Here is a 22,558-nt window from a genome sequence, read left to right on the forward strand (position 1 = left end):
GCGTACTGCCACGAATTTCCCAGCCGCTCGGCTAGGCTCGCCCGCCCCCTCAGGATCCCCGCCGGCTCCGCTCAGCGCACCCGAACCGGGAGGGTGGCCAGCGCGCGGTGGATGAGGCTGGGCAGGTAGACCAGCTCCGACTCGTCGACGGCCAGCTCCAGCGCGGTCGTCCGGTGGACGAGCGCCCCGATGGCCGCCGCCGCCTCGATCCGGGCGAGCGGGGCGCCCAGGCAGAAGTGGATGCCGACGCTGAAGCCCAGGTGCCGGCGGGCCGGGCGCGGCCCGTGGTAGCGGGTGATGTCGAACCGGTCGGGGTCGGTGAACGCCGCCGGGTCCCGCCCGGCGGCGGCGCTGACCAGCAGGACGCCGTCGCCGCGGGCGAACGTGTGCCCGGCCAGCTCGGTCCGGCGGCACGCGGTGCGCATGGTGAACTGTGTCGGCGGGTCGTAGCGCAGCACCTCCTCGACCGCGGAGGGGAGCAGCTCCGGCCGCGCGCGCAGGAGCGCCAGCTGGTCGGGGTGGCGCAGCAGCGAGAGCACCGCCGACCCGACGTAGTTGATGGACGTCTCCATCCCTGCCACGACGAGCAGCGACGAGACGCCGAGCAGCTCGAGCTCGCTGAGCGCGTCGTCGCGGTCGCGGGCCGCGGCCATCCGGCTGATCAGGTCGTCGGTGGGGTTCGCCCGGCGCTGCGCGATCAGCTCCTCGAAGTAGGCCTGGAAATCCTGGGTGGCCTGCCGGCGTGCGACGAGCTCGGCCTCGGTGAGCAGGTTGTCGGGGTCGGTGCCGCGGGCGATGGCCAGCGCCCAGCCGCGCAGCGACGCGCCGACGTCGTCCGGGACGCCCAGCAGGTGACCGAGGGTCGCGCTCGCGATCAGGGCCGCGTACCCGCTGATGACGTCGAGGCTCCCGGTGGCCAGCGCGCCGTCCACCAGCCGGTCGGCGAGGGCCTGGATGCCCGGTGCCATCTGGTTGACGATCCGCGGCGTGAACGCCTTGTTGACCAGCCCGCGCAGCCGAGTGTGGTCCGGCGGGTCCATCCGCAGGAACGACCGCGGGGCGCTCGCGGCGCCGTCCCGGAACGGGCTGATGCCGGCGTCGTAGCCGTGCACCCAGTCGTCGCTCTGCAGCACCGCCTCGCAGTCGGCGTACCGGGTGAGCACCGTCACCGGGATGTCGCCGAGCATGAACGGGCACAGCGGCCGGGCCTCCCGCACCCGCTGGTAGACGGCGTACGGATCGGCCTTGTGGGTCGGATGGAACGCGGTGAACTCCACCGGGGCGGACTCGGCGGCGATCCCTGCGGTGACCTCGGCGGCGACCATGGCTCTCCCACTCCTGCGTCGGCGCGGTGCGTGCGGCCGCGCCCGCGCGCACGGGTGCACTCACTCCGCGGCACGCACGATGCAGGACGGCGGCGCCGGGAGACAGCGCCCAGTGCCGAGTCCAATCGGGCGATTGCGCCCCGTCGACAGCTGACCGGCACCGCGGACCGTCCACCGCTGGCCGCGCACCGCCGGCTGCCGGGCGTCGCTGATGGATCGATACGAGATGCCAATGGGGCTCGCCATCCGCGCTCGGTCGGGGTCACGATGCAGCGCGACGACTCGTTGGTCGACACCGACGCACCGGGAGACCGCCGACCATGGACCGAACCTTGGACCGGGACCGCACCACCGACGCCGTCGTCGTGGCCGACGCGCCTGATCAGGCCCGGCGCCTGCGTGATCTCGCCGATCTCGTCGAGCACGGGCTGCGGGCCGGCATCGGCGTCGGCCACTCCCTCGGCGTCACACTCGCCGAGCTGGGCGACGGCTCGTCCACCTGGACGCTCACCCCGTCGCCGGCCGCGGCGAACGCGATGATGACCGTGCACGGCGGCGTTATCAGCACCCTGATGGACACCGCGATGGGCAGCGCGGTCTACACCCGCCTGCCCGCCGGAGTGCTTTATACGACGCTGGAGCTGAAGGTGAACTTCATCCGGCCGGTCGCGCTGGACGGCGGCATGCTCACCTGCGTCGCGACGGCCGTCCACGTCGGGCGCCGCACGGCGACGGTCGAGGCCCGCGTCACCGACCCGGCCGGTGCCCTGGTCGCGCACGGCTCGTCCACCTGCCTGCTGTTCGAGGTCGCTGGCCCCGCCGCGGGGCCGAGCACGGAGCCGGCCGTGGGGCCGGCGTGACGGGCCCCGCCACGAGCACGCCGCACGCTGCCACGAGCACGCCGCACGCTGTCGCGAGCACGCCGCACGCTGTCGCGGGCGCGCCCGGCGCGCCCGCGGTGCCCGACGCGGAGGCGGCGCTCGCGCAGGCCGTGATCGAGTCCTTCGATCCGGCGTGGCGGCACGACCCCTATCCCGCGTACGGCACGCTGCGCCGGGCCGGCACCTTCCTGCCGGGCCCGCTGGCCGGCACGATGCTCGTCCCCGGCCATGCCGAGTGCGCCGCCATCCTCGCCGACCCGGTGTGGAGCCACGCCGAGGAGTCGGAGCTGCTCCACCCGGACAGTGACGTCGAGCTGCCCGGCTCGTTCCTGTGGATGGAGCCGCCGGACCACACCCGGCTGCGCGGCCTGGTGAGCCGGGCGTTCACCCCGCGGACCATCGAGGCGACCCGCCCGCTGGCCCGCCGGGTCGTGGACGGGCTGATCGACGACGCCCTGGCGGCGGGGGAGCTGGACCTGATCGAGGGGCTCGCCTACCCGCTGCCGCTGACCATGATCTGCGCGCTGCTCGGGGTGCCTGTCTCCGCGCACCCCGCGGTGCGCCGGATGTCGGCCGGGATCGCGCGCGGGCTCGACCCCGACGTCCTGCTCTCACCGGCCGAGCTCGCCGCGCGGACCGCCGCCGTGGAGGAGTTCCGCGAGTTCTTCGGCGCGCTCGTCACCGCACGCCGGGCCGACCCCCGCGACGACCTGATCAGCGCGCTCGCCCAGGTGCACGCCGAGGGCGACCGGCTCACCACGACCGAGCTGCTCGGCACCCTGCTGATCCTCGTGGTCGCCGGGCACGAGACCACCGTCAACCTGATCGGCAACGGGGTGCTCGCGCTGCTGCGCGACCCCGCGCAGCTCGACGCGCTGCGGCGCGATCCCGGGCTCGCGCTGCCCGCGGTGGAGGAGATCCTGCGGTTCGACGCGCCGGCGCAGGTGACCACGCGCACCGCCCGGGCGGAGGTGACCGTGGCGGGCCGGACGTTCACTCCCGGCGAGGCGGTCATCTGCATGCTCGGCTCGGCCAACCGTGACCCCCGCGCCTTCGACCGGCCTGACGAGTTCCTCGTCGACCGCTACGCGGGCGGCGCGCGGGTGAGCCGCCACCTCGCCCTCGGGATGGGCCTGCACTACTGCCTGGGCGCCCCGTTGGTCCGGCTCGAGGTCGGTGAGGCGCTGCGGGGCATCGCCACCCGCCTGACCGGGATGACCCTGCTGGCCGATCCGCCGCCGTACCGGCCGAACATTGTCGTCCGTGGGATGTCGTCGCTGCCTGTGCGGGTCACCGGCCGACCCGGCTGATCTGGCTGATCCGCACTTCGGCCCCGGCGGTACGGCAATTCCATGAATTGAGGTGCAGAACACATTTCAGGTCCGGATTGTTACAATGTGAAAGGTTCTGTGCCGTCTCGGTGGTGGCCGCCCGTAGCGTCATGTATTCCGAACAATTACTCGCGCCTTACTCCGACTTCATCGCCTGTTACCCGTGCTGGCTAGACTGGCCGATCGGGGGATTAGGGAGGAAGTTCGTGGAGTTTCGACATCTGGTCTCTTTCCTCGCCATCGCCGAAGAAGTCCATTTTGGCCGGGCCGCCCGGCGACTGAACCTGACACAGCCCTCACTGAGCCAGCATCTCGCCCGTCTCGAGCGCGAGGTCGGCGTACAACTGGTAGCCCGCACCTCGCGCGAGGTCCGTCTCACCCCCGCGGGCCAGGCCTTCCGGGGTGAGGCCAAGAGAATCCTCGAGCTGAAGCGCCGCACCCTCGAAATCACCCGCGACACCGCCGCCGGCCGGGCCGGGAAAATCAACATCGGGTTCAACCTGCCTGCCGGCCACCGGATTCTCCCGCCCACGCTGGCCCGCCTGCACAGCTCCCATCCGGGCCTGCAGCCCCGGCTGTGGGAGCGGCGTACCGGGCCGCAGATCAAGAGCCTGCTCAGCGGGGAGCTCGACGTCGGCTTCATCTTCGGGCTGCCGCCGACCTCGAGCCTGCACTCGATGGAGGTGCTGCGGGTCCGCATCCTGGCCGTCGTCGGCGAGCATCACGAGTGGGCCGAGCGCGACCAGGTGCCGTTCTGCGAGCTGGAACGGCAGGGCTGCCTGCTGTTCCACCGGGCGCAGTGCCCCGCGCTGTACGACACGATCTCCCGGTCGGCCGACCGGGCCCGGATCAAGCTGCGGGTCGTCGCCGAGGTCGACGACCCGGGGGCGAGCGCGCTGCTGGTGACCACCCGCCCGGTGGTCGGCTTCGCGTCCCGGGAACGCGCCCTGGGAATCGCCGGATCGCGCGCGGTTCCGCTGGTCGACCCCGTTCCGACCCTGCCCGTCCATGTCGTGTGGCGCCCGCCGCGCACCCGGCTGGTCGAAACTCTGCTCGAGAGCCTGGAAAACGCGGCCGGCGACTGGGAATCCGCCGAGACGCCTGAGGAGAAGGTCGATTGGGCGCGGGAGCGGGGGCGATCGAATATCTCGATGGTCGCGCCCGCGCCGGTCCGCCCGGCAGCAAACGCCGTTACCGTCGCAGGAAATCGCCTGAGCTAGGCCCCGGTCCGAAATGTGATTTCCGTCGGAGGTCGCCTGTGTCCTCATCCCCGTCCACCGTGGATCGAGCCGAACAGCGGCAGACGCTGACGCTGACGGTCCGCGCCCGCCGCCACGTCGCCGAGGATGTCGTCTGTTTCGATCTGGCCGATCCGACCGGCGCCGCATTGCCGCCCTGGACACCCGGCGCGCATGTCGACGTCACGGTGCGGCCGGGGACGGTGCGGCAGTACTCGCTGTGCGGTGATCCAGCGGATCGCCACCACTGGCGGATCGCGGTGCTGCGGGAGGCCGCCGGCCGCGGCGGTTCGGTGCACCTGCACGACCGGGTCGGTGTCGGCGCGCTGCTGCCGGTCGGGCAGCCGCGCAACGCGTTCCCCCTGGTCGCCGCGCCGCGCTACCTGCTGGTCGCCGGCGGGATCGGCGTCACCCCGCTGCTGCCGATGATCGGCGAGCTCGCCGCGCGCGGCGCCGAGTGGCGGCTGCTCTACGGCGGGCGCCACCGCGCGGCGATGGCCTTCGCCGACGACCTCGCCCGCCACGGCGACCGGGTCGTCCTGCACCCGCAGGACACCCACGGGCTGCTTCCCCTCGGCCCCGTCCTGGACGGCCTGCGTGCCTCCGGCGAGCACGAGGAGACGGCGGTCTACTGCTGCGGGCCCGAGGGTCTGCTCGGGGCCATCGAGGGGCACTGCGCGCAGTGGCCCGCCGGCGCCCTGCACGTCGAGCGGTTCCACCCCGCCGAGCCCGCCCACCGCGACACCGACGGCGCCTTCGAGCTGCGCCTGGCCCGTAGCGGGCGGGTGCTGCGGGTCGGGCCCGGGCAGTCGGTCCTGGAGGTGCTGGAGGCGGCCGGGGCCGCCGTCACCTCCTCCTGCCGGGACGGTACGTGCGGCACCTGCGAGACGCCGGTGGTCGAGGGCGGTGTCGACCACCGTGACACCGTCCTGACCCCGGCCGAGCGCGACGGCGGCCGGACGATGATGGTCTGCGTCTCGCGCGGCCTGGGCGGACGTCTCGTCCTGGACATCTGAAATACACCCCGAGGATTTCCACCGCTATTCCGACGGCCATTTTGTGTGGCCGGTAATCCATGTCGCCAATCGGTTCATCCGAATGTGCAATGGGCCTTCCCTGAAAACTCGTTCCGCTCATATTCTTCAGCCGCCGGACAAGGGGTCTGACCAGGGAGGACGGCCGGCACAAACGCCGCCGGGACGACCCGTCCCAGGCGTGCGGACGGCGGAACGTCAGTGCTGTGTCGGGGAGGAGCCACCACCGTGGGCAGGATCGAGCTCGACGGGCTGACGAAGAGATACGGCGACGTCGTCGCCGTGGACGGCGTCAGCCTCGACATCGCCGACGGCGAGTTCCTGGTGCTGCTCGGCCCGAGCGGCTGCGGGAAGTCCACCCTGCTGCGGCTCGTCGCCGGCCTGATCACACCGTCCGGCGGCCGGGTGCTGCTCGACGGCCGGGACATCACCCACGCCCCGCCCGCCCGGCGCGACCTGGCGATGGTCTTCCAGAGCTACGCCCTGTACCCGCACCTGACCGTGGCCCGCAACATCGGCTTCCCGCTGCGCGCGGCCCGCACGCCCCGCGCCGAGGTCCGCCGCCGGGTCGAGGAGGTCGCCGCGCTGCTCGAGCTCGGCCCGCTGCTCGACCGCCGGCCGCGGGAGCTCTCCGGCGGCCAGCGCCAGCGGGTCGCCGTCGGCCGGGCGATCATCCGTGACCCGCGGGCCTTCCTGATGGACGAGCCGCTGTCGAACCTGGACGCCAAGCTGCGCCAGGCCACCCGGGCCCAGTTCCGGATGCTGCACGAGACCCTCGGCAGCACCGTCCTCTACGTCACCCACGACCAGGTCGAGGCGCTCAGCCTCGCGACCCGGATCGCGATGCTCGACGGCGGGCGCCTCGAACAACTCGGCACGCCGACCGAGGTCTACGACACCCCGGCCTCAGTGTTCGTCGCCGGCTTCCTCGGCTCCCCGCCGATGAACCTGCTGCCCGCCCGGGTGGAGTGCCACGACGGCCGGGTGCGGGTGCTCGCCGACGACGTCGAGGTCGACCTGTGGCCCGGCGAGGACGTCGAGGCCCGCGACGTGATCCTCGGGATCCGGCCCGAACACCTTCACCTGATGGCCGCCGAGGGCCCGGCGGGCCCGGGCGGGATGCCGCGGCTGCGCGGTGTCGTGCGGGCGGTGGAGAACCTCGGCGCCGAGGAGTCCGCGCAGTGCGCGGTCGGCGGCGCCCTCGTGCACTTCCGGGGCGCCCGCCCCCTCGGGCTGGCCGCCGGCCAGCCCGTCGCGCTCACCACGGCGCGCGACCACATCCACCTGTTCGACCGGCACAGCGGCCGGCGGCTCGCCTGGCGCCCGCTGGCCGACCGCCCGCTGGCCGACCGCCAGTCGGCCGACCACGAGCCGGCCGCGGCACTCCACGACGGCGTGACCACTCATCAAAGGAGCTCGACGTGAAACGACGGCGCTTTGCCCGGGGCGTGGCGGCCGCCTGCGCTGCCGCGCTCGCCCTCACCCTCGCCGCCTGCGGATCCGACGACGGCGCCGACGCGGGCGGGACGTCCACCGCCGGGGTCGTGCCCGAGCTCGGGCCGGACCAGAAGGTCTCGATTGTCTTCGAGAGCTACAACCTCGCCCAGCCCGGCCCGTGGACGGACACCTTCAACGGCCTGATCGCCGACTTCGAGAAGGCCCACCCGAACATCTCGGTCACCGCGCAGAAGCCGCAGACCTCCACTCTGAAGGGCTACGGCTCGGCGGCGACCGCGAGCATCCAGGCCCAGATCGCCACCGGCAACGCCCCCGACGTCGCCCAGCTCACCTTCGGCGACCTCGGCTACACGACGACCGCGCTCGGCGCGAAGCCGCTCGACGACATCGTCGGGCGCGACGCCGTCCAGGAGAACTTCGCCGGCACCCACCCGTTCGCGCCGGCGGCGCGCACCCTCGGCGACGTCGACGGCAAGACCTACGGCGTGCCGTTCGTCTTCTCCACCCCGGTGCTCTACTACAACGCCGACCTGTTCACCCAGGCCGGCCTCGACCCGGAGAAGCCGCCCACGACCTGGGACGAGTTCAAGACCGCCGCGCTGGCCATCAAGGCGAAGACCGGCAAGAACGGCGGTTACATCGACTGCTTCACCAAGGTCTCCGGTGACTGGTGCTACCAGGCGGTGGTGGCCTCCAACGGCGGCTCGGTGATCTCCGAGGACCGCACCAGGCTCACCTTCGCCGAGGCGCCCGCGGTGCAGGCGGTCGAGATGGCGCAGGACCTGGTCAACTCCGGCGCCAGCCCGAAGCTGTCGCAGGACCAGGCCTACCCGGCGTTCGCCCGCGGTGAGATCGGCATGATCGTCGAGACCAGCGCGGCGCAGGGCACCTTCATCAAGGGCGCCGGCGGTGCCAAGCCGCCGTGGACGCTGCGCGCCACCGTCATGCCGAGCTTCACCGGCAAGCCGGTCGTGCCGACGAACTCCGGGGCGGCGCTGTTCATGTTCGCCAAGGACCCGGCGAAGCAGCGGGCCGCCTGGGAGCTGATCACCTACCTGACCAGCGACGCGGCCTACACGCAGATCACCAGCAAGATCGGCTACCTGCCGCTGCGCACCGGGCTGCTCGACGACCCGAACGGGCTGAAGACCTGGGCCGCGGAGAACCCGCTGGTCCAGCCGAACGTCGACCAGCTCGCGAAGCTGAAGCCGTGGGTGTCCTTCCCGGGCAACAACTACGTCCAGATCCGCACCGGGATGCTCGAGGCGGTCGAGAGCGTCGTCTACAGCGGCGCCGACCCGCAGAAGACGCTCACCGACGCCCAGAACCAGGCGGCGAAGCTGCTGCCCCGGTCCTGACCATCCGCCTGTTCCGCCTGTTCCACCTGTGTGCCCGTCCCGCCCGCCGTGCCGGTCCCGCGCGGCGGGCGGGACGCCGTCCGCACCGATCTGCCGTGCTGAACCGATCTGCCGTAGCGACCTGGAGGAAGGGTGATGACCGGAGCCTTCGTCGAGATCGACGTGCTGCCCCGGCGGGCGGCGACGGCCACACCGGTCGCGGCGGCGCGGCCGTCGCCGGCCCGGCGGCTGCTGCGGGCGCTGCCGCCGTACCTGTTCCTGCTGCCCGCGCTCGGCTGCCTGGCGGTGTGGACGTACCGGCCGCTCGCCGCCGCGGTCAACCTGTCGTTCTTCTCCTGGAACCTGCTGCCGACCACGCCGAAGGAACCCGTCGGCCTGGACAACTACCGCCGGCTGCTCGAGCTGCCCGACCTGTGGCACGCCCTGTGGCTCACCGCGGCGATGACGCTGGCGCTGCTGCTGTTCACCGTCGCGCTGCCGACCGTCGTCGCCCTGTGGACGTCCGCCATCCGCGGCCGCGGCCGCGCCGTCTACCGGGCCATGATCTTCGCGCCGGTCCTGGTCCCGCCGGTGGCGGGCGCCGCGGTGTGGCAGTGGATGCTCGACCCGACCAGCGGCGCGGTCGACCGGCTGATCGGACATCCGATCAACTGGATCCACGAGCCGGGGCCGGCGCAGATCGCCATCGTCGTGATCACCGGGTGGCACCTGCTCGGCTTCGCCGTCCTCGTCGTCAGCGCCGGCCTGGCGGGCATCGACGACGAGTACACGGCGGCGGCGATGCTCGACCGGGCCTCGCGCTGGCAGACCACCCGGTGGATCACCCTGCCGCTGCTCTCCCCGACGCTGGTGTTCCTCGCGCTGATGACCGTGCTGATGTCCGGCCAGCTCACGTTCCCGCTGATCGACACCCTCACCCAGGGCGGCCCGGACTCCGCCACGACGAACGTCTACTACCTGCTCTGGGAGTGGGGCTTCCAGAACTTCGACGCCGGCTTCGCGGCCAGCGCCGGGCTGCTGTTCTTCGTCGCGTTCGGGGTGGTCGCCGTCGGGCTCGTCCGCCTCTCCGACCGACTGACCTTCCACGACAACTGACGCCCGCCGGCCGTCGGCGAGGCGCGACAGGCGGCTGACGGCTGACGGCCGGCACGATCACTGAAGGGGGCTCGCCATGGCGGTGGCCGAAACGACCGCGCCGGCACCGGCGCGCGGGGAACCGTCCGCCGTCGCGGACCTCGCCGGCGAGACCGGCGCGCGGGTGTGGCTGCGCACCGCCGTCGGCCACGGCGTCCTCGCCGCGCTGAGCCTCGCCTGTATCTTCCCGATCTACTGGATGTACGCCACCTCGCTGCGCCGGCCGGAGGAGGTCTACAACGTCTCCCTGTTCCCGTGGCCGCTCTCCGTCGGCAACTACACACACGTCTGGGACGTCATCCCGATCGGCCGGCTGATCCTCAACACGTTCGCCGTGGCCGCGCTGATCTCCCTCGGCCAGCTCCTCGTCGGCCTGCTGGCGGCCTACGCGTTCACCGCCTGGCGCTTCCGCGGCCAGACCCTGCTCTACCTGGCGTTCGTCGGGACGTGGCTGGTGCCGTTCCAGGTGACGATGCTGCCGAACTACACCCTGCTGTACCGCCTGGGCCTGCTGAACACGCTCGCCGGCGTGATCGTCCCGAACCTCGCCTCCGCGCTCGGCGTGCTCCTGCTGCGCCAGCACATGGCCAGCTTCCCCCGCGACCTGCTCGACGCCGCCCGCATGGACGGGCGGTCGTCCTGGTCGATCCTGTGGACGGTCGTCGTGCCCAACCTGCGCGCCCCGCTGGCCGCGCTCAGCATCGTGCTGTTCATCAACGCCTGGAACGACTACTTCTGGCCGGCGCTGGTGCTCCAGCGCGCCGACTCGGTCGTCCAGCTCGGCCTGCGCGGCCTGTTCGTCGGCGTGGAGGGCCCCGACTGGGGTGGGCTGATGGCCGGCTCCGGCCTGGCCTGCCTGCCCATCTTCGGGATCTACCTGCTGCTGCAGCGACACGTCGTGGGGGCCTTCGTCCGCTCCGGCCTCAAGTAAGGCCCGCTGGTACCGATCCGGCTGGGTATCGTTCGGTGCTGTTCCCGCGGGTCCCGTGCCGGCACGGGACCCGCGCGCCGCAGGTCCGAGGTCCCGGGGGGTCACCGCATGCGCATCGGTCTGATGATCGGCTCGGACCGGGACCGCGCGGTCGGGGAGCGGGCGGCCGGCTTCGCCGCGGACGCGGCGACGGCGGAGGCCCTGGGCTTCGCCTCGATGTGGATTCCGCAGGTCCCCGGAGCCTTCGACGCCCTCACCGTCGTCGCGCTGATGGGGCAGGCGACCGGGCGGATCGAGCTGGGTACGGCGGTCGTCCCGCTCCAGACGCGGCACCCGGTGGCGCTGGCGCAGCAGGCGCTGTCCACGCAGGCGATCTGCGGCGGGCGTCTCGCACTGGGGGTCGGGCCGTCGCACCACTGGATCGTCGAGGAGCAGCTCGGCCTGCGCTACGAGCGCCCGGCGCACCTCGCGCAGGACTACCTCGAGGTGCTGAACGCGGCGTTCGCCGGCCGGAACCGGATCGACGTCGAGAACGACACCTACCGGGTCCACAGCCCGCTCGACGTCACCGACGGTGCCCCGCCCGCGCTCCTGCTGGCCGCGCTCGGGCCGGTCATGCTGGGCATCGCCGGGGCGCGCGCCGCCGGAACGGTCCTGTGGATGGCGGACGAGCGCGCCGTCGGCGACCACGTGGTCCCGCGGATCACGAAGGCCGCCCTCGACGCCGGCCGCCCGGCACCCCGGGTCGTCGCCGGCGTCCCCGTGGCACTGTGCCCGAACAGCGAGGCCGACGCCGCGCGCGAGCTGGCCGAGCAGACCCTCGGCCACGCCGAGACCTCACCGAACTACCTGCGGCTGCTCGAGCGCGGCGACGCCCGCGGCGTGGGCGACGTGATGGCCGCCGGTGACGAGGCCGCCATCCTCGACCGGCTGCGCTCCTACCGCGACGCGGGCGTCACCGACCTCGCGGCCCGCCCCATCCCGCTCGGCGCCGACCCCGCCGCCCGCGCCGCCTCCCGGCGCCGGACGACGGAGTTCCTCGCCACCCTCGCCCCGGAACTCTGAGCCCAGCTCCGGACCACCCCGGTTCTGGTCAGTGGGCCAGGGACTCGATCAGGACGGTGTCGTGCTCGGCGGCCACGAAGCGGGGGTGGTCGAGCAGCTGGCGGAGGAAGCCGGCGGTGGTGACCACCCCGGGACCGTCGGCGTGCAGCTCGTCGAGGGCGCGGCGCATCCGGGCCAGGGCCCGGGGGCGGTCCGGGGCCCAGACGACCACTTTCGCGACCAGCGAGTCGTAGTAGGCCGGGATGCGGTACCCGGGGGCGGCGTGCGTGTCGACGCGGACGAACGGCCCGGCCGGGACGGTGAACTCGGTGAGCGAACCGGGCGCCGGGGCGAAGTCGCGACGCGGGTCCTCGGCGTTGATCCGGCACTCGATCGACACCCCGCGCGGGTCGACGTCGTCCTGGCCGTAGCCCAGCGGCTCGCCCGCGGCGATCCGGATCTGCTCGGCGACCAGGTCGAGCCCGGTGACCATCTCGGTGACCGGGTGCTCCACCTGCAGCCGGCAGTTGACCTCCATGAAGTAGAACCGGCCCGCGCCGTCGACGAGGAACTCGAAGGTGCCCGCGCCGACATACCCGCTGGCCAGGGTGCCGCGGACGGCGGCCGCACACAGCGGCTCGACGATCTCGGCCGGCAGGGCGGGGGCCGGGGTCTCCTCGACCAGCTTCTGGTGCCGGCGCTGCAGCGAGCAGTCCCGGGCGCCCAGGTGCACGGCGTTTCCGTGCGCGTCCGCGAGCACCTGGACCTCGACGTGCCGCGCCGAGGCCAGGTAGCGCTCGACGTACAGGCGGCCGTCCCCGAACACCGCCTGGGCGGTGGAGCGGGTGTGCCGGTAGGCGCGCTCGAAGCCGTCCGGGTCGTGCACGACGCTCATCCCGCGCCCGCCGCCGCCGGCCGCCGCCTTGATGATGACCGGGTAGCCGATCTCGGCCGCCACCTGCGCGGCCTGTTCGGGGTGGTCGGGAGTGTCCCGGCTGCCGGGCAGCAGGGGCAGCCCGGCCTCGGACATGATCCGGCGGGCGACGGCCTTGTCGCCGAGGCGGGCCATCACCTCGGGCGGCGGGCCGATGAACGTCAGGCCCTCGGCCGCGCAGATCTCGGCGAAGTCGGGATTCTCGGAGAGGAAGCCGTAGCCGGGGTGGACGGCGTCGGCACCGCGGATACGGGCGGCCTCGATGACCGCCGGGATGTTGAGGTAGCTGTCCCGGGACGGCCCCGGGCCGATCTGGACGGACTCGTCGGCGAAGGAGACGACGGCGGAATCCCGGTCCGCCGACGAGTGGGCGGCCACGGTGGCGATGCCCAGCTCGCGGCAGGTGCGCGCGACCCGCAGCGCGATCTCCCCGCGGTTCGCGATCAGGACCTTCTTGATCACGAGGTGCCGCCGGCGGGTGCCGAGACGTCGAGGGTGAGCAGCGGTTCGCCGTACTCGACCGGGGTGGTGTCGGCGACCAGGATCTCCCGGACCCGCCCACCGCGTTCCGCCTCGACCGGGATCATCAGCTTCATCGCCTCGATGATCCCGACCTGCTGGCCGGCGACGACGGTGTCCCCGGGGCGGACGAACGGGTCCGCGCCCGGCTCGGGCGCGTGGTAGAAGACGCCGACGGTGTGTGCCGGGATGACGAACGCGAGTGCGTCGTCGTCCGCCGGACCGGCCGGTCCCGCGGCACCGACACCGGCGTCAGCGCCCGACGCGGCGGAACCGTTGGTGTCGCTGGGCGCGGCGCTGACTGAGCCGAGACCGCCGGAGCCGTTGACCTGCGGGGGCGCGCTGTGTTGACCGGGACCGTCGGAGCCGGTGGCCCCGCCCGGCCCGGCCCAGTCGACCTCCAGGGAGACGTCGCCGACGGTCACCCGCACCCGGCTGACCGGCCGCGCGCCGCGCGCGCCGACCTCCAGCGCCTCCTGGCGCAGCACCGCCAGCACCGTGCCGATGTCACCGTGCCCGTTCGCCGTCGTCGTGGACCGGCCGTTTGCCGTGGACGTGGTCATGACACGCGCCTCGCATCGTCGAGATCGGCATGGGTCCGTCCCGCGCCGAGTGGTGGACGTGCCGCCGGGACGACGGGAGCCGGGGCGGCCCCGCCCGCCGGGGCCGGGGTACCGAAACGGCGGAACCGGGCCCGTCGGGCCGTCACCAGCGTCGGCGGGTCCAGCGGCGCCAGCTCGGCGAGCGCGCCGGTGAGGGCGGCCCGCAGCGCGTCGGCGGCGGCCAGCGGATCGACGTCCGCGCCGCCGTCGGGCTCGGGGACGACACCGTCGACGATCCCGGCGGCCAGCAGCGCGCGGGCGTCGACCCGCAGCGCCGCCGCGGCGTCCGGCCCGGCCGCAGGGTCCTTCCACAGGATGGCGGCGCAGCCCTCGGGACTGATCACCGAGTAGATCGCGTTCGCGCACATCAGCACCCGGTTGGCGACGGCCAGGGCCAGCGCCCCGCCGCTGCCGCCCTCGCCGGTCACGACGGCGACGACGGGCACGGGCAGTCCGGCCATCACCCGCAGGTTCTCGGCGATGGCGACGGCCTGCCCGTTCTGCTCGGCCTCGATGCCGGGGTGCGCGCCGGCGGTGTCGATGAGGGTGATCACCGGCAGGCCCAACTTGGCGGCCAGCCGCATCACCCGCGCGGCCTTGCGGTAGCCGCCGGGCGAGGGCATGCCGTAGGAGCGGGCGGCGAGCTCGGTGGCGGTGTGGCCCTTCTGCGTCCCGATGACGACGACGGGCGTCCCGTCGAGGCGGCCGAGCCCGGCGACCATCGCCGGGCAGTCGGTGGCGGCCCGGTCGCCGTGCAGCTCGGTCCAGTCCTCGACCAGCGCGCCGATGTAGTCCAGCGTGCTGGGCCGGCCCAGCCGGCGGGCGAGCCGCACGGCCTCCCACGGATGGCGGTCCGCCAGCCGCGCCGGATCCCGCACCACACCGTCACCGCCGTGGCCTGCGCCGCGGCTGTCGCCGGCACCGCGCCCGTCACCAGCGCTGTGCCCGTCGCCGGGCGTTACCGGCGCGGTGCCGGGGCGGCGGGTGGCGACGCCGAACAGGCGGGCCAGCGTCGGACGCAGCTGCCCCCGCGGGCTGATCAGGTCGACGACGCCGTGCGCCAGCAGGAACTCCGCGGTCTGGAAGCCGGGTGGCAGCGTCTGCCGGATGGTCTGCTCGATCACCCGCGCCCCGGCGAAACCGAGCCGTGCCCCGGGCTCGGCGACGATGACGTCGGTCAGCGTCGCGAACGAGGCCGCGACCCCGCCGAACGTCGGGTCGGTGATGAGGGAGACGGTGAGGATGCCGGCCTCGTCGAGTTGGCCGATCGCCTGGGCCGTCTTCGCCATCTGCATCAGCGACAGCGCGCCCTCCTGCATCCGCGCGCCGCCGGAGGCGGTCACCAGCAGCAGCGGGGTGCGCTCGCGCAGGGCGATCTCGCACGCCCCGGTGATCGCCTCGCCGACGGCGGCGCCGAGGCTGCCACCGAGGAAGCGGAAGTCCATCACCGCGGTGACGACCGGGGCACCCTCGATCCGTCCGCGGGCCACCACGACCCCCTCGGGCAGCCCGGTGGACGCCCGCGCCGAGCGCAACCGGTCGGCGTACGGCCGGGTGTCGACGAACTCCAGCGGGTCGGCCGCGGTGACGGGGGTGTCGACCACCTCGGCGGAGCCCTCGTCGAGCAGCAACGCGATCCGCTGCGTCGCGGTCAGCCGGGCGTGCCAGCCGCATTCGGGGCAGACGTGCCCGCCGCGGGCGAACCGCCGGCCGTAGATCATCCGGCGGCAGCCGTCGCAGACGAGCCATTCCGCCGTCCCGAGATCCGCCTCGGGCCGTTGCCGGGTTGCCGATGCTGTCATGGTGCCTGCTCTCCCGGATCGGAATCTGGCCGCGGCAGGTGCGGCCGCGGCACGTAGGTCGTGGCGAGCGCCGGCAGCCGGACGCCGGCCTGGGCCAGCGCGGCGGCCCGGCTGGTGAACGCGGCGCCGCGCATCAGCTCGGCGGCGATCACGGCGGCGTGCCGGTTCGCCAGCGGCTCGAGCGCGCTGGCGCGCACCCAGGTGTTGAAGGCGCCCATCGCCGGGCCGCACCAGACCTGGTAGTCGGCGACCCGGTCCGGGGCACCGGCGATGCTCCAGCCCGACGACAGCCCGAGATACCAGCGGAACACCAGCGCCATCCGCCGTTTCGGGTTCTCCCGCGCGCGTGCGATCTGCTCGGGGTCGCGGGTGCTGAAGAACGTCACGGTGTCCGCCCAGACCTCGTCGAGGGACCGACGGAAGATCCGCTGCTCCAGGCCGGCGCGCTCGTCGGCCGGGATCTCGTCGAGGCCGTCGAAGCGGCGGTACAGCTCGTAGAGCCGGCGCGCCTTCGACGCGAACATGGTGCCCCGGCCGAGCACCTGGACGTCCGCGCCGATCTCGAACATGTCCGCCGACGGCGCCTGGACGCAGTCGGTGACGCCCGCCTGGGCCAGCAGCGTCTTGGTGGCCGGCGACTGCGCCGCCTCGACGGAGGCCTGGTTGACCGAGCCGGTCACCACGTAGTCCGCGCCGAGCGTGAACGCGGCGGCGACGGCGCGCGGGGTGCCGAGCCCGCCGGCCGCCCCGATCCGCACGGTGCGTCCTCCGGACTCGCCGCGCAGGCTGTCGCGCAGCGCGAGCAGCTCGGGCAGCAGGACGGGCAGCGGCCGGCGGTCGGTGTGCCCGCCGGAGTCGGCCTCGCCGGTGACGTCGTCGGCCATCGCCACCGTCGCCGCCAGCTCCGCCTGCTCCGCGCTGACCAGCCCCTGCTCGACCAGCGGACGGACCAGCGCGGCCGGCGCGGGCCGCAGGAACAGCTCGGCGACCTCGGTGCGCGACACCTTGGCGACGACGCGGTTGTCGGCGACGACCCGGCCGTCGGGGCCGCGACGCAACCCGGCGACCCGGTAGCGCACCACCTGCGGGGTGAGGTCCAGGAACGCCGACGCCTCGACGCAGCGCACCTGGTGGCGCAGGCAGGCGTCGACGACGTCGCGCTCCATCGCCGCCTCGGTCGGGCTGTGGATCAGGTTGCAGCCGAACGCCAGGCCCGGTGCCCGCCGGCGGATGTCGGCGAGCGCCTCGTCGACCCGGGCGGCGACGACGCCGGCCGCGCCGAACGAGGCCAGGAAGCCCGCCCGGGCCAGCGCGACGACCAGGTCGGCCGACGCGATGCCGTTCGCCATCGACCCGGCCATGTACGCCTGGGCGACCTGGTGGTCGCGGCGGAACGCCGGGGCGCCGAGGCGCTCCGGCGGCAGCGGGCCGACCGCGGCCAGGACCCGCCCGGCCGCCGCGGCGGCCCGCTCGTCGCCGGTGACGGCGAGCCCCGCCGCGTCCCGCACGACGTAGCAGGGCCGCTCCAGATCGCCGAGCACCCGGTGGATGTCGGCCGGCCGGCGGGCGAGCGCCCCGGCCGGCGGAACCGCCGGGGGAGGGGGAACCGGCGTGGGGCGGGGGGCGGGCGCGACCGGGGTCACCATGACGGCGCACCCTCGTCGCGCAGCTCCACGGCCACGTCGATCAGCTCGTAGATGCGCATCGTCGGCTTCCACAGGCTCGCGTCGGCGGTGACGCGGACCCGCCCGGGCCGGTGGCTGACATCCTTGATGTGGACCTCCAGGGTGAACGTCCCGTCGGAGGGCAGGAGCTGGCCGCGGTACTTCCACTGCAGGGGCACGCCCACGGGCAGCACGAACCCGGGCCGGGTGAGGCCGGCGAGATGGCCGGCGTCGATGACCCACTCCTGCATGGCCTGGATGACCGCCTCCACCCCGAGCGAGCCGGGGATGACCGGGTCGAGGTAGAAGTGCCGGGCGAAGAACCAGTCCGCCGGGTCGATCGGCCGCACGGCGCGCAGGTAGCCCTGGCCGAACCGGCCGCCGCCGTCCACGACCTCGACGTCGTCGAGCAGCGCCAGGTGGCCGCGGGCGCACAGCGGCGCGGCCGGGTCGGCCCGGCGGGCGGCCACGTCGATCATCCGGACCGGCGGGCGCTCCCGTTCGTCGAGCGCGTCCAGCCAGGTCGGCTCGAGGCGGCCGCCGTCCAGGCCGGTCTGGCGGGCCAGCGCCGGGGCGTTGAAGTACCCGAACATCGACTCGCCGGTGTAGAACGGCTCGCCGTCGACGGCGAGGGAGTAGGAGAAGTCCTGCAGGGCCGTGCCGGGCATCGGGTTGGTCGACAGCAGCGTCGAGTGCTGGCGGATGGTGGCGTCGCGCAGGTCGACCTCGCGCAGCACGGTCGCGCTGCCGCCGAGGTTGCGCAGGCTGTAGTCCTCCGCCGGCTCGGCCAGCGTGGCGCCGAGGTAGTAGCCCAGCATCAGCGCGGCCTGCAGGCTGGTCTCCATGTAGACGCAGTTCGGCATGGACGCGTTCGCCGTCTCGGTGAAGTACCAGCAGTCGGCCGCCGCGTCGTACTCGGTGACGTGCGTCGCCCCGCCGCGCAGGTCACCGCGCCGTGAGTCCATCGCCATCACCCGGTCGACGAGGCGCAGGCCGCCGCCGGGCAGCCGGGTCGCCCGCCGCCCCCGGTAGGCGGCGAACTCGGGCCCGAGGCCGACGCCCTGGTCGCCGCGTGCGCAGTGGGCCATGTGGAACTCGCTGAGCAGCGCCCGCTCGCCGGCCGCGGTGCGCCGGCCCAGGAACGCGGTGACGGCCCCGCCATGGTCGGCGCCGACCGGCGCGCCCGGCCGTTCCCGCACGGTGACCGCGACGTCGCGGACCTCGGCGACCAGCCGGCCGCCCGCGTGGACCAGCGCGCGCACGGCGAGCCAGGGCCGCGGGATCAGGTCGATGGCGGTGACGTCGAGGACGAGCTCGCCGCCGGTGCCGTCCCAGCCCCCGCCGTCGGCGGTGAGGGCCACCGTCGGGGCGGGCGGCCGCGCGCCGGTGCGCGGGCCGCCGTCGGCGTCCTCGGCCGGCGGGCCGGCGACGAACCGGGCGTCCGCCAGGCACAGGTGCAGGCCGGCGTAGAGGGCGAACACCTTGGCGGCCTGCGCGGCCGCCGCCTGGAGCGCGTCGGCCAGCGAACCGGACCCGGCCGCTCCGGCGAACGAGCCGGGCGCGGCCGTGCCGGGCAGCGCACGCAGCCCGGCGTGCAGCGAGCCCGCGGTGCGGCTCCCGCCGCGCAGCCGCAGGTCCGCCACCCAGGTGAGCAGGGTCGCCTCCCCGGGGTCGGTGAGCCGAACGTCCGGGTTGACGCCCTCCTGGTCGTAGGCCGGGCCGAAGACGCCGGCCACCTCGCCGCGGGCCAGCGCGGCCAGGTCGGCGCCGGTGAGCTCCCGGCGCCCGGAGCGGGCGAGCGGCTTGAACGCCGCCTCCGTCGCGACCGGATCCGTCGGCGCGACGTCCGGAGCAACCGGCCCGGCCGCCACAGCGGGACCGCCCGCGGCCGCGGCGGCCGGCGGGAGGACGAGCGCCTGCGAGCCGGCTGCCAACGGCCGGCCGGGGCCCGCGAGAGTGAGCCGGGTGAGCGCGAGCTGCGCGTTCAGCGCCGACTCGTGGGCGGCCACCACGACCGCGCGCACCTCGCGGACGACCTCCGCGATCCGCGGTGCGGGGCCGCCGGCCGCCGCCGCGGCGGGTTGCGGGGCCGTGGGCGGTGCTGGCGTGGGTGGTGCTGGCGTGGGCGGCGCCGCGGCTGTCGGTCCCGTGGCGGTCAGTCGCAGGCTGTCGAAGGGCTCCCCGTCGAAAGACAGCTCGTCGTCCTCCGCGACGAACGGTGTCGCGAGTGCCGGTCCGGTCATCTCGACTGTCATGCGGACACCTCCTTCTTGTGCCAGCTCGCGGTGCCCTCGGCGAACTTCGCGGCCATGTCGGGCGTCCCGACCATCGCCACGTCGTGCAGGCGGACGAGGATCCGCCCGTCGCGCCCGACCGCGGTCACCCGGCTGGTGACCCCGGTGTCGCGCACCGCCGCGCCGTCGATCACCACGGCGAACGGCTCGCCGGCGGGCAGCGGCGCGCGGTAGTCGATCCGGCCGACGGCCAGCGGCAGGCACGCCTGGCCGGTCAGCCATCGGCCGAGCACGGACGGGCCGTGCAGCAGCAGGTCGGCCAGCACCGGGTCGTGCAGGGCGCCGGCGAACGCGCCCCGGCCCACCTCCGCGCCGTCCAGGCGGCATTCGACGACCAGCCGGTCGTCACCGCGCGCCACGATCCGCCGGATGCCCTGTAGCAGCGGGCCGTGGAACAGCGTCGTGCCGGTGTAGATCTCCAGGCCGTCCTCGGGGCCGGGCGCCGTCCACTCGGCTTCGAGTCGGGGCCAGTCCTCGACCTCGGCGGGAGCCGGCGGGGCGGCGGCGAGCACCAGCGTGGCGGCGTAGCGCGACAGCCCGGCCGGCAACGCGCCGGGGCTGCGCACGCTCGCCTTCACGACGACCCGTCCACTCGTGCCGGCGCCCTCGCGCTCGGCCGCCGCGGTGTGCACCCGGAACGCCAGCTCGCCCGTCCCGTCGAACACGACGCCCTTGTGGACGTCGAACCCGCGGGCCTCGACCACCGTCAGCCCCGGGTGGGCCCGCTCGACCACGTTGATCAGCCAGCCGAGCCCGAACGTCGCCGGCAGGACGGGGAAGCCGCCTACCTGGTGGTCCCGGATGACCGGGTGCTCGGCGATCTCGCGCAGCTCGCGGCGGGCGACCAGCGCCGGGGCGGGGCGGACGTCCGCCCCGCCGGTCAGCGCCTCGGCGGAGCCGACCAGGACGCACACGTCGTCCACCCGGGCCGGCTCGAACTGCTCGGCGAACGCCTCGGCGCCCGCCGTCCGGTCGATCAGGGCGACGCCGCGGGAGCGGAAGAGCTCCCGCAGGTCGGCGTCGACCATGCCGCCGTCCCAGGCGCCCCAGTCGATCGCGGTGACGTGCCGGCCGCGGTCGGCGTGCTTCCAACCCGCGGCGAGGCGGCCCAGCGCCTCGTTCGCCGCGGCGTAGTCGGCCTGGCCGGGGTTGCCCATCAGCCCGGCCACCGAGGCGAACAGCACCAGGTGGCGCAGGGGCGAGCCCGGCCCGTCGCCGAGCGCGTCGAGGACGTTGCGCAGCCCGGTCAGCTTGGGCGTGAGCACGCGGCGGACCGCGTCGGGCGTCTTGGCGGTCAGCGCGTTGTCGGCCAGCGCGCCCGCGCCGTGCACCAGGGCGGCGGCGCGGCCCCGGTAGGGCTCCAGCGCGGCGCGCACCGCGTCCCGGTCGGCGATGTCCACGGCCAGGTACTCGGCTTCGGAGCCGGCCGCGGTGAGCGCGGCCAGGGTGTCCCGGATCTCCCTGCGGGCCAGGACGTCGCGGCGGGCCGCCTCGGCCTGGCGGGGCGTCGGGCGCGGCCCGCCAGGACCGGCCTGCGCGGCCAGGGCCGCCGCGGCGGCGGCGAGCAGGCCGCCGTCGGCGACGCCGGTCGCCCACTCGGGGTCGCTGTCGGCCGCCGTGCGGCCGAGCAGGACGAACCGGGCCCGGGTCCGCGCCGCGAGGGCACGCACGCAGTCCGCGGTGACCCCACGTGCCCCGCCGGTCACGATGATGATGTCCTCGGCCTGTGCGGCCCGGTGGTCCTGTGCGGCCCGGTCGCCGAAGGGTCCGGGCCGGACGGTCCAGCGCGCTCCCGTCGCGTCCAGGCCTACCTCGGCCAGGTCGGTCGCCGCGTCCCACAGTTCGGTGAGCACCAGCTCCGCGACCGCGGCCGGGGCGTGGGCGGGGTGGAGGTCCAACGCGCGGCAGAACAGCGCCGGCTCCTCGCGCAGCAGCGTCTTGACCACGCCTGCCGCTCCGCCGACGAGGCGCTCCACCGCCGGCGCGTCGCCGCGCAGTCCCAGGCCGCCGTCCAGCCGGGTGACGGCGCAGAACGCCGCCCGCCCGCCGCGCGCCGCGGCTCGCGACAGCGGCCCGGCGGCGTGCTTGGCGACCAGGACGGTGTCGGCGAGCCGCCGGATCCCCGCCGCCCAGGCGCCGTCGCCGCCGTTCGCGGCGATCAGCAGGGCGCACAGGTCGACGGCACCGTCGCCACCGAGCGCGCCGGCCAGGGCCTGCTCGACCTCGGCCGCGTCCCACCCGTCGAGCGGGTCGGCCTGGTCGGCACCGTCGCCGGCCGTCCCGCTGTGCCCGGGCAGCCGCACGGTGCGGACGGCGAACCCGCGGGCGCTCAGCCCGTCGGCGAGTGCCGTCAGCTCAGGCGCCGGCGCGTCGTGGCCGGTCGCGTCGATGAGCACGGCGACCGGGTCGGCGCCGAACGGGGTGGCGTCCAGGATGTCGACCGGCGCCGCCGGCATCAGCTCGACCGGCCGGTGGGGCAGTACGGCGTCATCGCCGTGGCCGGCGGCGTGGTGACCGTTCAGGCCGGCCGTTCCGGTCGGCTCACCTCCTTTCGGCTGATCTCCTTTCGGGGCGGTGCCGTTCGGGGCGCCGTCCGGGGCCGGGTTCACCGGACCCAGGGAGGTGAGGACGTAGTCGGTGATGTGGTTGAGGGTGCGCATTTCGGCGAGGGTTTCGGGGCCGGCGCTGGGGAGGGTGGGGAAGTGTTCTTGGAGGGCGCCGAGGATTTGGACTCGTTTGATGGAGTCGACGCCGAGGTCGGCTTCGAGGTCCATGCCGGTGTCGATCATTTCGGCGGGGTAGCCGGTGCGGTCGGCGACGACGCCGAGCAGCGCGGTGCGGACGGTGTCCGGCTCGACCCCGGGGGCTGCGGCGGGGCTGCCGTTGAGCGTGCCGTTCGGCGACCCTGCCGCCACGCCGGCGCCGCTGGCGGCCAGGGAGGTGAGGACGTAGTCGGTGATGTGGTTGAGGGTGCGCATTTCGGCGAGGGTTTCGGGGCCGGCGCTGGGG

The 22,558-nt window shown here is 74.5% G+C and carries 16 protein-coding genes; 9 read left to right on the forward strand and 7 right to left on the reverse strand.

What is annotated here, in order from left to right:
- Nucleotides 1-71: 71 nt before the first annotated feature.
- A complete protein-coding gene (locus MXD62_RS04105; protein WP_248828082.1) occupies nucleotides 72-1,325 on the reverse strand; it encodes a cytochrome P450 in 1,254 nt (417 codons plus the stop codon).
- Between the two features lie 320 nt (nucleotides 1,326-1,645).
- Between MXD62_RS04105 and MXD62_RS04110 the strand changes: the two genes are divergently transcribed.
- The 9 genes from MXD62_RS04110 (at nucleotide 1,646) to MXD62_RS04150 (ending at nucleotide 11,755) form a co-directional block, all read left to right on the forward strand.
- Nucleotides 1,646-2,185 carry a PaaI family thioesterase gene (locus MXD62_RS04110; RefSeq protein ID WP_248828083.1) on the forward strand — a complete coding sequence of 180 codons (540 nt, stop codon included), beginning with the start codon at nucleotides 1,646-1,648 and terminating at the stop codon, nucleotides 2,183-2,185.
- A 98-nt stretch (nucleotides 2,186-2,283) separates the two neighbouring features.
- On the forward strand, nucleotides 2,284-3,516 hold the full coding sequence (locus MXD62_RS04115; RefSeq protein ID WP_248828122.1) for a cytochrome P450: 1,233 nt from the start codon (nucleotides 2,284-2,286) through the stop codon (nucleotides 3,514-3,516).
- Between the two features lie 227 nt (nucleotides 3,517-3,743).
- Complete coding sequence (locus MXD62_RS04120) at nucleotides 3,744-4,757, forward strand: LysR family transcriptional regulator (protein WP_248828084.1); 1,014 nt, start codon at nucleotides 3,744-3,746, stop codon at nucleotides 4,755-4,757.
- Between the two features lie 38 nt (nucleotides 4,758-4,795).
- Entirely contained in the window at nucleotides 4,796-5,791 is a 996-nt protein-coding gene (locus tag MXD62_RS04125) for a PDR/VanB family oxidoreductase (protein ID WP_248828085.1), read from the forward strand.
- Nucleotides 5,792-6,037: 246 nt separating this feature from the next.
- Nucleotides 6,038-7,234, forward strand: a complete 1,197-nt coding sequence (locus MXD62_RS04130; RefSeq protein WP_248828086.1) for an ABC transporter ATP-binding protein — start codon at nucleotides 6,038-6,040, stop codon at nucleotides 7,232-7,234.
- Nucleotides 7,231-8,625 (forward strand): ABC transporter substrate-binding protein, encoded by a 1,395-nt coding sequence (locus tag MXD62_RS04135; protein WP_248828087.1) that lies wholly within the window; start codon nucleotides 7,231-7,233, stop codon nucleotides 8,623-8,625. Before MXD62_RS04130 ends, MXD62_RS04135 begins: the two co-directional genes overlap by 4 nt.
- Before the next feature lie 135 nt (nucleotides 8,626-8,760).
- A complete protein-coding gene (locus MXD62_RS04140; RefSeq protein WP_248828088.1) occupies nucleotides 8,761-9,720 on the forward strand; it encodes a carbohydrate ABC transporter permease in 960 nt (319 codons plus the stop codon).
- A 76-nt stretch (nucleotides 9,721-9,796) separates the two neighbouring features.
- The gene (locus tag MXD62_RS04145; RefSeq protein WP_248828089.1) at nucleotides 9,797-10,690 is read left to right on the forward strand and encodes a carbohydrate ABC transporter permease; all 894 of its coding nucleotides are present in this window, start codon (nucleotides 9,797-9,799) and stop codon (nucleotides 10,688-10,690) included.
- A 108-nt stretch (nucleotides 10,691-10,798) separates the two neighbouring features.
- On the forward strand, nucleotides 10,799-11,755 hold the full coding sequence (locus MXD62_RS04150) for a TIGR03564 family F420-dependent LLM class oxidoreductase (RefSeq protein ID WP_248828090.1): 957 nt from the start codon (nucleotides 10,799-10,801) through the stop codon (nucleotides 11,753-11,755).
- 28 nt (nucleotides 11,756-11,783) lie between these two features.
- On the opposite strand, the gene MXD62_RS04155 is transcribed toward MXD62_RS04150, so the two are convergent.
- The 6 genes from MXD62_RS04155 to MXD62_RS04180 all read right to left on the reverse strand — a co-directional run.
- A complete protein-coding gene (locus tag MXD62_RS04155; protein ID WP_248828091.1) occupies nucleotides 11,784-13,130 on the reverse strand; it encodes an acetyl/propionyl/methylcrotonyl-CoA carboxylase subunit alpha in 1,347 nt (448 codons plus the stop codon).
- On the reverse strand, nucleotides 13,127-13,750 hold the full coding sequence (locus MXD62_RS04160) for a biotin/lipoyl-containing protein (protein WP_248828092.1): 624 nt from the start codon (nucleotides 13,748-13,750) through the stop codon (nucleotides 13,127-13,129). The genes MXD62_RS04155 and MXD62_RS04160 overlap by 4 nt, the downstream gene beginning before the upstream one ends.
- Nucleotides 13,747-15,591 carry an acetyl-CoA carboxylase, carboxyltransferase subunit beta gene (gene accD, locus MXD62_RS04165; RefSeq protein WP_248828093.1) on the reverse strand — a complete coding sequence of 615 codons (1,845 nt, stop codon included), beginning with the start codon at nucleotides 15,589-15,591 and terminating at the stop codon, nucleotides 13,747-13,749. Before accD ends, MXD62_RS04160 begins: the two co-directional genes overlap by 4 nt.
- Nucleotides 15,588-17,237 (reverse strand): PfaD family polyunsaturated fatty acid/polyketide biosynthesis protein, encoded by a 1,650-nt coding sequence (locus tag MXD62_RS04170; protein WP_248828094.1) that lies wholly within the window; start codon nucleotides 17,235-17,237, stop codon nucleotides 15,588-15,590. The genes accD and MXD62_RS04170 overlap by 4 nt, the downstream gene beginning before the upstream one ends.
- The gene (locus MXD62_RS04175) at nucleotides 17,231-19,510 is read right to left on the reverse strand and encodes a beta-ketoacyl synthase (protein ID WP_248828095.1); all 2,280 of its coding nucleotides are present in this window, start codon (nucleotides 19,508-19,510) and stop codon (nucleotides 17,231-17,233) included. The genes MXD62_RS04170 and MXD62_RS04175 overlap by 7 nt, the downstream gene beginning before the upstream one ends.
- Nucleotides 19,507-22,558: SDR family NAD(P)-dependent oxidoreductase (locus tag MXD62_RS04180; protein WP_248828096.1), on the reverse strand; the 3,052-nt coding region annotated here is incomplete at its 5' end. The genes MXD62_RS04180 and MXD62_RS04175, both read right to left, overlap by 4 nt.

Source organism: Frankia sp. Mgl5 (assembly GCF_023242985.1).
In the GTDB taxonomy this organism is placed as follows: Bacteria; Actinomycetota; Actinomycetes; order Frankiales; family Frankiaceae; genus Parafrankia; species Parafrankia soli.